We start from the raw sequence: 13,145 nt of genomic DNA, 5'->3' as shown, positions 1-13,145 counted from the left end.
GGGTACCTATTAACAAACAACAATGAGAAACCTATTAACACTCCTCTCCCTGGTATTCCTGTGCACTGTCGGCACGGCTCAAACCACTTTTTCGGTCGTCACGGCGCTGCCCCAGGAAAGCCTGGATGGTCTGAGCGTCCAGCCGTGGTCGGGCGATTACCTCATCCGCCATACGACGGCGGAGTTCGGCCCCGCCCGCTTTCGAAACGTCCTCAGTCTGGTGGCCCCCGACGGTAGCGTCACCTGGACGCAAGACTTCCGCAGCCTCGGCCTGCCCGATAACCAAAATGAATGGTCGGGCTTAGTCTACGCGGTACAGACGGATTCCACCGCCACCCAGCTCAGTTTCTGTACGTCCAACTGCGAACGTGGCGAAAACGAGCGCATTACCCGTTTCAGTAAAGCGGGCGAAGTGCTACGGACCGACACCCCCGGCCGCGCCTTTTTCTCGCGGGGTGGGGACCTTTTTGCCGTCGGAAGCCGGAACGTCCTGTTTACCGCCACCGATGTTAACCTAGTAACCGGACAGTCGCGGATTGATGTTGGTGTGCTCAACCCTTCTTTCGCCAGCGGTGATTTCTATTCCTTTTCTCAGCAAGATTTTGATTTGGAGTATGAAGCCAGCCACTTCGGGCCCAGCGGCCTGCTCAGTGCTTACCGGCGTACAAACATGAGTACGAGTGAAGTGTCCTACCAGGTTCGCCTCAGCTTCCTCTCCGGCCGGGAACAATGGACGCTCGATATTCCCGCCCCGGAAACAGATTTTACCAGTGGCTACCTGGACGTGCGGGAGTTGCCAAACGGCGGCGTCGCCGTCCTGGAAGGCAACGGTAGCAACGATATTGCCTGCGCCGGGTCCTGCCCACCCACCGGCACCACCTTTGGAAAGCTCTACGTTTATCGCGACCGGGAGTTGGCACCCGAAGTCTACGACCTGAAGTTTCTGACGCTGGGCATGGACGTCAATGCATCCGGCGAGGTCATCGTTTACGGCACCACCTACGACGAGACGGACGTGCTCGCCAGCCAGGGTGTTCTCTTCAAACCCAGTGGCTGGCCCTCCGGCCAAACCTTGCACCTCTTGCCTACTTCAGCGGATAATGACGCGACGGAATTCACCAGCGCCAGCATTGATAACCTGGACGTCGCGTCCAATGGTGACCTGGTGGGTGTAGGTAATCTGTCCCTATTTTCTGCGGACAATGGCGTGGAAGCCGAATCCTGGCTCTTCCGCCTCAACCCGTCCGGCTGCTTCACGGCGGATTGCTCCGAAATCACCTTTGGTGGCGATGATTTGGTGCCTACCCGTGCGTTCCCCATCGTGGGGTCCGTAAAGGTCTTTCCCAACCCAGTCTACGATCGGCTCACCGTCACCGAAGTAGCACCCAACGTGGCCTATCGTTTGGCGGATGCCACTGGCCGGATCGTCGCTACGGGCCAGCTCAACGGGCGGGAACTTTCCCTCGCGGGCTACCCGGCGGGGCTTTACTTCCTGCACTTGCTAGGTGATGAGCAGGAGTACGTAGCGAAAGTTTACAAGCGCTAGGGCGCTGCCGCAGGTGCAAAGAAATAGGAAAGGGACCGAGCTGCCAACGGCTGGACCGGACACTAACTAAGAAGAATAGGCCTCCCACAACCTACCTTCGCCGCCATGGAAGCAACCTGCCAACTCTCCGGTGCCACGGATTCTTTGACGACCTACGCCGTCGGCCCCGACGCCCCTGGCCGCGCCGCCGTGGACATCACCCTCACCCAGACCCTGCACGACCAACTTACCGGCGACGCGGAGGTCAACCCCAACGACTGGCGCTGCCTCAACGACGCCATCTGGAGTGAGTCCGACGCCGTCAAGGTCGTCAGCTACCGGATGCTCCACCAGCTGAAGGAAGAAGGCTGGCCCAACGATTTGCTGGACATGATGTACCTGGAGGACGACGTCCTGAAGTGGGCCAAAGAGGACTTACCCGACGAGAACGCCGTGGTCCACCAGGATGCCAACGGCCACGTCCTCTCCGCCGGCGATACGGTGGTGTTGATCAAGGACCTCAAGGTGAAGGGCGGTGGCTTTACGGCGAAACGGGGCACGGCCGTCCGTAATATCCGCCTCGTCCCCGACAACGCCGGCCAGATCGAAGGCCGGGTGGAGACCCAACAGATCGTTATCCTGACGGAGTACGTGAAGCGGAAGTAGGGTGTAAAAAGTAGAGTAAGGGCATTGGTATTTGGCCCGTACCGACATTTATACCTTCTGGATAAGCTACCATCAAACAGGAGGGACTCTTTACCTTACGGGTAAATAATACCTACTCGCATGCGCTTCTCACAGTACTTACTCGCCCTCAGTTTACTCTTTCTATTTGCCTGCCAAACGGAAGATAAAGCTGCGTCGGATGAGTCCGCCACGAACACGGAGGCCACAACTACCGGGGATGGATTTACCGCTGATCCCGTAGTCGTGCCCGAGCAGGAAGTCCGTACCCTGACCATCGGCGAAGCCGCCCCCGACTTCAAATTGATTGGCGTCGACGGGGACTTCCATACGCTAGCGGATTATGACGACGCTGAAGTCCTTGTAGTCATCTTCACCTGCAACCACTGCCCCACGGCCCAGGCCTACGAAGAGCGGATGCGGAATTTTACCAGCGACTACGCCGGCAAGGGCGTCCAGGTCGTCGCCATTTCTCCTAATAGCCCACTGGGGGTGATGTACAATGAACTGGGCTATTCCGACCTTGATGATACCTACGCGGACATGGTCATCCGCGCACGGGATGCCAACTACAACTACCCCTATCTGTACGATGGCGACGACCACGCGGCCAGCCTGCAGTACGGGCCCGTGGCAACTCCGCACACCTTTGTTTTCGATGCCGACCGAAAACTGCGCTACGTCGGTCGCCTGGATAAGGTCGAAAAGCCCGGCACCCTCAACGCGGATGACCTCCGCCGGGCCGTGGATGAACTACTCGCCGGCCAGCCCGTATCCCAACCGGAAACCAAAACCTTTGGCTGTTCCACGAAATGGGCGTGGAAGTCGGACTACAAGGCCAAGGACCAGGCGAACTGGGAAGCCCTCCCCGTCGAGCTCAACGAGCTCAAGCTGGATGGCGTCCAGGAATTACTGCAGAACGACTCCGAAAACCTCCGCCTCATTAACCTCTGGGCCACCTGGTGCGGCCCCTGCGTGGCGGAGTACCCGGACTTCCTCGTCCTGCAACGCATGTACGGTGGCCGCAATTTCGAGTTCGTCTCCATCAGTACCGACAAGCCCGGAATGGGGGACCGAGCTTTGAAGTTTTTGGAGCAGTCCCATTCCTCCGTAGCCAACTACCATTACGTGGGGGACGACGTTTACGACCTCATCGAAGCCATTGACCCCGATTGGAATGGCGCCATTCCCTACACCATCATGGTGGCCCCGGGTGGGGAGGTGGTGTACCGCCACCAGGCGGAGGTTGATTTTCTGGAGTTGCGCCGGGCGATCGTGGGGCACGAGTTGATTGGGCGGTATTTTTAGATCAGCTCAAAGCATTCTCCCCACCATACGGCGTCCACAATCGAAGAGATATTCAACTGCTTCCAGATGTTGTTTCGGTGCGTCCGCACGGTGTGTATGGAGATGGCCAGCGTCTCGGAAATGGCCTTGTTGGAATGGCCCTGCGCGATCAGCGTCAGCACTTCTCGTTCTCGACCGGATAGTGTGTTGAACCGATCGCGGTTTACGGCCGCGAATTCACGCTGGCGCTTCAGCCGAGCCTTGACAACATTAGATAGCGGTGTGGGGGCCTCGTCATTCGGCGGTGGCTGCTGCAAAATTAATGTGGTTAAGCCCCAGTTGCATTCAGTAAGGGTAACGGTGTGCTTTTAGTAGCTAATGCGTTGAATTTGACTTAGTGCTACGAAATTTGGGTCTGCGTAAATAATGGAACAAATATGCCCCATGCCGCCCGCCGTCGCAATACGCTGAATAGCGTAATCGTGCCACGCTGTCGGTATCGCTTTTCGGTATTTGGGCGCCCCGACTAAGTGCGGGAATCACTGCGTGTCGCTGACGCGGGTGCGACGAGATAGGACCGGCAAAGCCAGACCCTCAAGCACTAGTAGCCGAAAACGGGAAGGTGTCCCGCTCGTTCCAACTGATCCTGCGCGAGGTAGGGCCGTTGGGTGCCCGATTTTTTCAATTGTTGGACCATGGCCGGGACGCGCCGCGTCAGGTAGGTATACAATTCAGCTATCGTGACGATGTCGTCACCTTGGCTCGGGCGGAAGGTACCCGCCTCATCCTCAAATGCTTCGTTGCGGAAGGCCCCAATCAGTGCTTCGGTGAAGGCTCCGTTCTCCCAGGCCTCATCCTCCCAACTAGACTCCTCGGCCTGGCAACTTGCGATGGTATTGGTGGACCGGAGGGCTGACGTCAAGTTTGTGAGCGCTTTGGCGCGCCCGTCGTTAGGTCTCGTAGTCTTTTCATCGCCGCCTTCAACTGAAGATCCGCTTCCACTGTGGCAGGCATCAACGAAGAGCAACTTTTGGCAGGCCAGCGCTTCCAGGGGTTCCAGAATGTCCTCGGCGTAATCCACGTAGTTCTCCTCACCGGCGAACCCATCAGAAGGCACAATCTTGAACCGATTATTAATGGTTTGCCCGTGCGAACTGATGAATACCACCAGCAGGTCCTGCTCGTAGATGTTGTACTGATAGCTCTCGCGTAGGGTAGCGAAGGTGGATTTGATCACCTCCCCGTTCGTCTGAAAGCGGCCCGCTGGCGTGCGCGCGTTGCTCACTAAAGTTGTTCGGTATACCTGGTCGAAAAGGTCCCCCCGTTGCGCGGCAAAGGTGGCGGCGAAATCTTCGGCGTCCTTACGCGTATACTTCAGGTCTCCGTGGTCGATGCCGATGGCCAACACGTGCAGGTTCGGCTTGTCGCTGTAGATCACCTGTAAGATCCGGGAGGTTTCTTTACGGTCGCCATTATCTACCGTAATGCGAATCTCATTCATGCCGGGGCTGAGTTCGATCAAATTGGTATAGTCATGGTCCCATACCCCGGCGGAGGTTTTGGATGATAGGCCGGTTTCTCCGGATTTACTGCCTTTCCGGTACGGTTGCTTATTCAGCTCTACGGTAAAGTTGCGCCGAAATAAGCGTTGGTCACACCGAGCCCTTGCTGAAAGCGGGAAGGTGGGTTCGTACACTTTGATCACGGAATCCCGGTTCACCCCCGCGAGTTGCCAACTCACGTCCAGGTAATTGGACGGTACGTTGAGGGGCACCACGGGGACGTCCAGGCGCACGGGTTCAGAACGGTTCCTACTGACGTCCGATACCGTAAACTGAAAAGTAGCGTCGGTTGGGTCCACGTTTGCGGTGTAGCTGACGGGCACCCGTACGTTTTGGCTGGCCCCCGCCCGGAGGTAGGGAATGCGCGTCCGGCGCCTCAGTTCGATACCCGCCAGTTGGGATGTTTCGGATCCGTCCAGGATCAGGTCAAAGGCATCCTCCGCCGCATTGTTGTGGATGGTAAGTTGGAGGTAGGCCTCTTCCCCTGCTTCCAAGAAACCATCGCGCGCCGTCTCCTGCAGCCGAAGATCAGCTAAGGAAAGCTGACTCACGGGAAGGCGACTATAGTCCACGACTGAATTTAGGCGGATGACCCACCCGTCTTCCCGTTGTGCGTTTTCCTGTTTACTGCTGGTGGTGCCGACCGCGATGATACTTCCGTCCGGAAGGCAGCTGGCGGCGGTCAGGCGATCGTTGCCCCTTCCACCAAAGTAGACGCTTTCCCCTATTTGGGTGCCATCCGGTGCGATTCGGTAAACTAAAGCCTTGGAAGTGTTGGCGCCCATGGCGTGAGAGTAGGTTTGCCCCAGTAGGAGAATGTTACCCAAGGGATCTTCGACGACGCCGAAACCTTCGTCGTCGCCGTTTTCTCCAAAGGTTCGTTCCCAAACCAGTTCACCGGCCGCATTGGTGTGGATCAGCCAGAAATCATTTCCACCATTTCCATTATTGCGGGGCGTACTCTGGGTGACCCCGGCGAGTAAAAAACCGCCATTAGAATGGACGGCCAGGTCGTTCAATTCTTCCCATTGCCGGCTACCAAAGATGTGGTGAGTGACGGGTTTAAACCGCTCGTCCAGTACGAGAAACCGGATATTGCGGTTGCCCTTTCCGGAGGTGGTCATCCCCGCAATGCCAATGTGACCATTCAGGCCCTGGCGGAGACGTAGCCCCTCGTTCTTGCCCTCGTCGCCAAATAGGTATTCCTTTTTAAAGGCCCCACCCGAGTAGCAGCGGTAGAGCCACATTTTTTGTTGCCCTTCCCGGAAGGTGTAGCCCGTAGCGAGTAATTCTCCGTTGGCTGTTTCGATGATGTCGTAGAAGCGTTGGTCCTTCTCACCGGCCAGATGTTTGTTCCACAGAGTATCTCCCCGTTCGTTCGTCCTTAGGATCCAGGCTTCCCGTTGGTTAGTGGTGGGGTTGGTTCGGTAACCAGCCAGGGCGAATCCTCCATCGGCAGTTTGGACCACCGCATTCAACTGATCTTCTTTGGAGCCACCGAAGTGTTTTGTCCATTTAACCTCGCCACCAGGATCGCGAACTTGAAGGGTAGCATCTTGCCCCTGGGCGGGTGCGGACCGGCCGTAACCAAGGATGGCTACGTTACCATCATGGGTGGTGACCACGTCGACGGCATGGTCCTGCTTTTTACCACCAAAGACTTTTGTCCAGGCCGCCGTAGGTGGGGTCTGAGCCGATAGACAACAGGGCAGGCAAATGAGAAAGCAAAGTAGGTACTTCATGGGAGCTTATTCATTGGCAATGCGAACGATGAGCGGAATGGCGATGGCATTGGCCAGTGTGGCCGCGCGGGCCCAGATGCGGTCTTCGGCGTAAGTCACCTCAGCGGGTTGGGCGAGCAAGTCCCCGAAAGCTACGCGTAGGCGATCGGTAAAGTCACCTTCGGTATCGTCACGTAAGCGATTGAGGCGTGCGCGGAAGTCTTCAATCTTGTACTTGGAGTAAAGGATTACCTGGTGGTCATCCTCAAGATTCTCCCTGGTCAGTACGCCATCGCTGTAAGGGATGACGATTTCAGCGCCAGTATAAGTGACCAATGCGCTCGTTCCCCGGCCTACGGTTTCGAAGGCCTTTAGATTTTCCTCCGCTCGCAGGTTGCGTGGCCAGTGGACTTCAAGTTTGTTCTCCCCATCAAGGCTGAAAACGTAGACGTAACTATCCTTTTTGATGTTATTGGCAATGATCTGAAATTGGTCACCTTCGTACCAGTCCGTTTTCTTTACGTTATAGACTGAGCCATTTAGTTTAACGTCCAGATTTTCCCAGAGGTAGGCTCCGTCCTCGTCCGTCATTGGGGTGCCGTATTCATCGGTCACCGCAAGCCGCAACTTAAAGTTGCCGGCTAGGTCTGCGAGTTGGAGATCAATACTATCCCGGGCTTCGAGGGCGGAAGTAAGTTCCTGCCCGGCTAGCGTTTCCGCCTCAGCGGCGGGGCTAAGGTTACTTTGGTTGGCAGCTTCTCGCCGGCGGACGGCCTCTTGATAGCGAGCCTTGGAAGCCAGGACTTTAGCCTCCGCGGCTTCCAAACCGCTAGCTACGACTGCGCGCTGGTCCGCCGACAGCGTCTGGGGGGCGAGGACCAACTGTAAACCGTTGGTGGAGGCCTCGTTGAAATCCCGGTAGCTCATGTAGAAGTATCCACCGTCCCCAAAGTCGCTACCCCAGCTATTCATGATCTCGAAGAGACTCAGGGAATCGTTGTAGCCAATCACGCAGACGGCGTGGCTCATGTCTAATTCCGGGTCCCCTTCGGCTTGCGGTGCGTAAAGGGCATTGGAGCGGTCCAGCGTTTTAATACTTTCACGCAAATCGATGCCGGTCACGACTGGTTTTCCTTCCGCAATGCTGCGCTTGATTTTTAGAAATTTTTCCCGAACCCGTGAGTCTTTATTAAAAATGGCGGCAAAACCCTTAATGGAATTTTCCAAAGAAGCTTGCTGGAGCTCTTCACTCGGTTCCCGTTCGCAATCGTGGTAGGGATAATCGAATACGCTGCTACGGCAGTCACCGGAGTTTTCCAGAAAGGTAGCGGCGCCACGCAGAGAAGCACCTCCCTGGCAACCTCCCATCCGGATGCTGCCGTAGATGTAGAGCGCCGAAAATGCCTGGTCGGTGATCTTACGCTTGTCCGTAATGCCTTGCTGATACGCCCACTGGGTAGTCAGCGCTCCGTAGCCCATCGCCCACCCAACGCAGGAGTTGATCGGTCCCTGGTCCTGAGGTAATGGGGTGAATGGGCGCAGGGAGAAACGCCGCGGCAGGTCCCCCGCCCGTTGCCCGTCGTTACTAAAATTCGCTAACGTCTCCACTTCGCGCGCAAAGGCTTCGTCGTCCTCCACCAGACCCGTATTGAAGGTTTGCTGAGCACTTAGCCATCCAGGGAGGATTAGCAGTAAGGACAATAATCTTAATGAAGGAAACAATCGCATAGACAAGACGGGACTGAAGTTGAGTGGAAGGTGAAAATGATTTACCGGGGTGAATCCTTACTTCGTTTTAGCCTGCGGTTCTTATCCCACATATAGGTAATATTCAACTCGTGAGTAGTCCCGAAAAACGGGGAAATAGCCGCCGTGCTGTAGTCAAATCCGTAGCCGATTCGGATGGCGCCGGTCTGCATTCTCAACTGTTCCTGCAGAATGAGGCCACCCTCGAAGTGCAGAATCCTGGCGGTGGAGTAGCCAGCCCCCACCCACAGCTTATTGGCGTACTGCTGGCGGAGATTAAAGTCGACCGTAATGGGTAAATCCTTCGCCTGGCGCAACCAAAAGGTCGGCTCCAGGTAACCCTTCTCTCCTACGGGAATGAGCAATCCACCGTGCAGGGTGGCGTACCGTAAGCGTTTGAAGTTGAGGATGACTGCTTCCCCCTTCTCATTTTCTCTTTCGTATTCAATGGTATTACCCAGGGCCTGGGGAACGGACGCACCGGCGTACCACTTTAACCCTCGCTTAGGTAGGTAGGCTACACTGAAACCGAAATGAGCATCCAGCAAAATTTTTCCACCAAAATCGCCCGCGGCGGGGTCGCCATCCGCAAACTCCAAGTCATTGGCTGCAATAGAAAACTGTACCAGGCCAAGTTTGAGCCCTCCACCTACGTAGAAATAGCTTCCGCCCGGGTTAATGAGGTAGGCGTAGCGCGCGTGGAAGGCCGTCTGGCTAGTGGGGCCAACACGATCGTAAGTCAACTGGGCGCCAAAGGCCATCAGGCTGTTCGATTCAATGATCCGATCGTAACGCGCGTATCCCGTGCGGGGTGCATCTTCGATCCCCGTGAGCTGATGGCGGTAGGAGACGGCCGCCGATTGCTTCAGATTATACGTCATGAACTCCGTCGAAAGGGATGCGGGGTTGATGATCGAGAGTTGCTCGGTGTACTGCGTCAACGGGGGTAATTGCTGCGCGGAAAGACTCGCTGCGGCCAATAGTAAAAATGCTAGCGCGAAGAAATTACGCAAGTGCACTAGCCCGTGGTTAGCTGATGATCTCATGATTGGGGTAGTCTTCCAGTTAGCGAATGATGGTTACGGAGCCGGTCATTTCGAATTCTTTTTCGAAGCCAGCGCGGATCAAATAGAAGTAGGTCCCTACGGGAAGATCTCCTCCCGTCCAATCATTCTGGTAGTTTTTCGCTTCGAACTGCACGTCTCCCCAGCGGTCAAAAATGGTGAGGGCTACGCCGCCCGCGTAGTCTTCGGCATTGGGTACGATGAAGGCATTCCCAATATGATCACCATTGGGAGTAATGACGTTCCTGGGCGCTTCCAGGGCGGGCTGGCGGGAGATGTTCACGCTGGCCTGCCTACAGGACTCCGGGCAACCCCGCACACAAATGCGGTAAGCGAAACTGATCGGTTCGGTATTGGCCTTTTCGAACATATAAGTGAATACCCCCGGTCGGTCGCCGGCAATCAATTTCCCGACCTCGGGGCGGGAAAGAAGTTGGAAGTCGACCTCCTCACGATTGACGATAGTGTCGTTATCCAGTACGTCAATGGTAATGAGCTCTTCTCTCTGCTTGAAGAAAAGGTCAGCCTTCGCACAGACAGTGTCGGTGGTGATAATGCGGAAGGTGTCGGAGGAATAGTCCGGGCAATTGTCCGCGCTCAGGGTGTAGATGACTGTGTTGATTCCGGGTGAGAGGTCACCGACGAGAACGGTATCCGCATCCAGCATGGTAAGGGTAGGGACGTTCTCACCCGGGAGGGTTTCGAAGATGGCCTCGGTCGTCCCCTCCGGCACATTCCCGGTGATGAGTACCGGGACGCCGCCACAAGAGATGTCTTCGCCGCTGATCCGTGCTGGCGTCAGTGCATCGTTGGAAAGGGCTAGCCGGACGGTGTCCCGGTCGAACTCGCCACACCGGTTCGTGCTAATGGTCCAGGTGAAAGTGTATATCTGGTCTGCAACGGCGCCGCTTATCGTAGTATTGGGGTTGTCGATATCATCAATGGTGACCCCAGAGGCTTGCTGTTCCGTTGATTGTTCCCAACGGCCCAGGACTACATCCGAGCCCGATGCTTGGGCACGGAGGCTGATCTCGGTGGCGTCGTTACAGAAACCTCGGTCGGGGCCCGCATCCGCCACTTCGGGGCGGGGGGCTTCCCGGGTGATGGTCACGGTATCCCGGCTAAAGGCACCACAGGCGACGGTGGATAGTTCCCAAACGAAGCGGCTCGCACCTTCCGGTATTTCGTTTACGTTGGTGGCCCGGCTGGAGGCATCGGTAATCACTCCACCATCCACAGCTTGCCAATTTCCGGTGAGGCCGGGGGGCAGGTTGCCCCGGAGGGTGAGGCTGCTTACGTTGCCGCAAAGATTTCGATCTGCTCCCGCGTCAGCAGCCAACGAAGCCGTCTCCGCATCGGCAAAACGAAGCCGGACGCGCACGAGCGAGTCACAACCTTCGGCGGTGGAAAGTGTGACCTCTCCACTCGGGTTCCCTTCATTAAATACCGTGTTGCCAACGGTCACGCTGCCACCCGCGCAAAGGATGGAATCCACGACGGTGGTGGGTGGGGTGGCCAGGTTGTCTTCAATGAAGATGTCCATACTTGACTGGGCGGAGCAGCCGAAGCGATCCGTAACCACCAGGTCCACGTTAGCGGTGTCGAAGGTGGCAAAATAATGCCGTGGGTTTACGAGGCTGGAGGTGGTCCCGTCACCAAAGTTCCAGGCGTAGTCGACGGGGTAGGTGCTTTCGGTAGTGGAGGTGAACCGCGCCTCCCGCTGGTCACAACCATTGGCGAACGCCACACTGAAGTCGGTTTCGATGGCGGGGTAGATCTCTACTACCTGGGAAAAAGTATTCGTGGAGGCCCCATTGCTCACGGTCAGGCTGACGGTGTAAGACCCCACATCGGGAAACACGGCGAAAGGGTTAGTCTCCTCACTGAAATTGCCGTTCCCAAAATCCCAAAGCCGCCCCGTGATATTACCCGTCGAGTTGTCCTGAAAGTTGGCCAGAAATCCGACGCAGGCCGTATCCTGATTAGCGGTAAAATTGGCGCTGAGCTCCCCACAGTCAGCGGTCACCGTCTGGCTGGCCGTGGCGGTGCAGCCGCTCGGTCCGGTCACGGTAACGCTGTAGGTGCCGGGCGAAGTTATCGGGATCGTCGGGCCGGTCTCCATCGTTGACCACAGGTAAGATTCACCACCAGACGCCGTTAAGGTGGCGGGTTCGTCGGGGCAAAATTCCGTTGGGCCACTGATCATCGCATCCACGTCGGCGGGGAGGACTTCGATGGTAAATTGGCACTCACTTTCGTTCCCGGCGTCGTCTTCGGCAACGTATACTACTTGTGTCAATCCGAGAGGAAGAAGATCACTAGTATCCACATTGCCCTCAACGCTGACCTCGCCACAGTTATCGGAGAATTCCGGGAGGGGGAAGGCGGCTACTCCCTCACATTCACCCGTACTGGCCACAATACTCAAATTGCCGGGGCAGCTAACGATAGCCGGAGGTGTTTCATCATTAACGGTCACCGAAAAGGAGCAAGTCGAATTGAGCCCCGGGTTGGTCTGATCCGTCACCGTGAGGATGACCACGGTCGTACCAACTGAATAGAAACCGCTGGGGTCGCTGATACTATTAATATTATTAGTGACCGCTGCGTTATCGCTACAATTGTCTTCAACGTCCAACGCATCGAAGGTAATGTCAGCCCCGCATGCCTCTGGATTGGCGGCGCGGATCACATCATCCGGGCAGGTGATTCCTGGGGCATTATCGGATACGGTCACCACGAATGAACAGGAAGAGGAAAGCCCCGGGTTTTCTTGGTCGGTCACCGTAAGTATGACCACGGTCGTCCCAACCGGATAAAAGCCGCTGGGGTCCCCAGTAAAATTAAAGTCATCGCTGACTACCGCATCGTCGCTACAATTGTTGATTACTACGAATGGATCAACTGCTACTTCAGCCCCACATTCATCCGCATCGACGGTGCGGGTGATGTTTGCCGGGCATTCGATGCGCGGAGCGTTATCCCTCACGGTGACCAGGAAGGTGCAGGAGGAAGAGGTATTGAAGGTAGCCTCTTCATCCGTCACCGTAAGCGTTACTTGAGTTGTGCCTACCGGGTATAGTCCACTCGGATCATCCGTCCCGTTGATGTCGTTAGAAAGTGTCAGGTTTTCGCTGCAATTGTCACTGACGTCGAAACCCGTAATCGTAATGTTTTCTTCGCATGCGCCTGGGGTTACGGCAACACTGATATCTCCAGGGCAGAGAACACTTGGTCTTATAGTATCATAGACCGTTACGGTGAATAGGCAAGTAGAGGCTTCAGGAACGTTATTTGTAAAATAGTCAACCCGATACTCTACTAGTGTTTCTCCGATAGGATAAATGTCACCCGCATCATCCGTGAAGTTATAGTCGTTTGAAAATGCCGGGAAAGAGCAGTTGTCAATAAAAATGGGTCGCTGAACGTCGACGGGTGCGCTACAATCTATAGGGTCAGCAAATGCTATTGTACTTTCGGGACAGATATAAATAGGAGTCGTATTGTCTAGAATCACCTGTGCTAGGGCTGTGTCTATGCACTCAATAATATCATC

At 56.0% G+C, this 13,145-nt stretch carries 8 protein-coding genes; 3 read left to right on the top strand and 5 right to left on the bottom strand.

Going from position 1 to position 13,145, the window contains the following annotated elements; translation table 11 throughout:
• The first annotated feature begins 22 nt into the window (after positions 1-22).
• The 3 genes from A3850_RS03040 (at position 23) to A3850_RS03030 (ending at position 3,517) form a co-directional block, all read left to right on the top strand.
• Positions 23-1,546, top strand: a complete 1,524-nt coding sequence (locus tag A3850_RS03040) for a T9SS type A sorting domain-containing protein (protein WP_068214077.1) — start codon at positions 23-25, stop codon at positions 1,544-1,546.
• A 105-nt stretch (positions 1,547-1,651) separates the two neighbouring features.
• Positions 1,652-2,191 carry an alkylphosphonate utilization protein gene (locus tag A3850_RS03035; protein WP_068214076.1) on the top strand — a complete coding sequence of 180 codons (540 nt, stop codon included), beginning with the start codon at positions 1,652-1,654 and terminating at the stop codon, positions 2,189-2,191.
• A gap of 120 nt (positions 2,192-2,311) precedes the next feature.
• Complete coding sequence (locus A3850_RS03030) at positions 2,312-3,517, top strand: redoxin domain-containing protein (RefSeq protein ID WP_068214074.1); 1,206 nt, start codon at positions 2,312-2,314, stop codon at positions 3,515-3,517.
• Here the strand turns inward: A3850_RS03030 and A3850_RS03025 are convergent.
• The 5 genes from A3850_RS03025 to A3850_RS03005 all read right to left on the bottom strand — a co-directional run bounded on the left by A3850_RS03025 (position 3,514) and on the right by A3850_RS03005 (position 13,106).
• Positions 3,514-3,813, bottom strand: coding sequence for a helix-turn-helix transcriptional regulator (locus A3850_RS03025; RefSeq protein WP_068214071.1), 300 nt, complete (start codon positions 3,811-3,813; stop codon positions 3,514-3,516). The two genes, A3850_RS03030 and A3850_RS03025, sit on opposite strands and share 4 nt — an antisense overlap.
• A 284-nt stretch (positions 3,814-4,097) precedes the next feature.
• Positions 4,098-6,800, bottom strand: coding sequence for a caspase family protein (locus tag A3850_RS03020; RefSeq protein WP_068214069.1), 2,703 nt, complete (start codon positions 6,798-6,800; stop codon positions 4,098-4,100).
• 6 nt (positions 6,801-6,806) lie between these two features.
• On the bottom strand, positions 6,807-8,480 hold the full coding sequence (locus tag A3850_RS03015; protein ID WP_197493975.1) for a C1 family peptidase: 1,674 nt from the start codon (positions 8,478-8,480) through the stop codon (positions 6,807-6,809).
• Between the two features lie 68 nt (positions 8,481-8,548).
• On the bottom strand, positions 8,549-9,538 hold the full coding sequence (locus A3850_RS03010; protein ID WP_076639917.1) for a PorP/SprF family type IX secretion system membrane protein: 990 nt from the start codon (positions 9,536-9,538) through the stop codon (positions 8,549-8,551).
• Between the two features lie 52 nt (positions 9,539-9,590).
• Positions 9,591-13,106, bottom strand: coding sequence for an HYR domain-containing protein (locus A3850_RS03005; protein WP_076639916.1), 3,516 nt, complete (start codon positions 13,104-13,106; stop codon positions 9,591-9,593).
• Positions 13,107-13,145 lie beyond the last annotated feature (39 nt).

Origin of the sequence: Lewinella sp. 4G2 (assembly GCF_001625015.1) — a bacterium.
Lineage (GTDB): Bacteria > Bacteroidota > Bacteroidia > Chitinophagales > Saprospiraceae > Neolewinella.
Note: the sequence above shows the minus strand (reverse complement) of the source record. Positions and strands in the feature narration are given on the sequence as shown.

What these genes read in the sequence shown, in the direction of transcription:
- A3850_RS03040 (WP_068214077.1), top strand. Translation starts at nt 23, where the DNA reads ATGAGAAACCTATTAACACTCCTCTCCCTGGTATTCCTGTGCACTGTC.
- A3850_RS03035 (WP_068214076.1), top strand. Translation starts at nt 1,652, where the DNA reads ATGGAAGCAACCTGCCAACTCTCCGGTGCCACGGATTCTTTGACGACC.
- A3850_RS03030 (WP_068214074.1), top strand. Translation starts at nt 2,312, where the DNA reads ATGCGCTTCTCACAGTACTTACTCGCCCTCAGTTTACTCTTTCTATTT.
- A3850_RS03020 (WP_068214069.1), bottom strand. Translation starts at nt 6,800, where the DNA reads ATGAAGTACCTACTTTGCTTTCTCATTTGCCTGCCCTGTTGTCTATCG.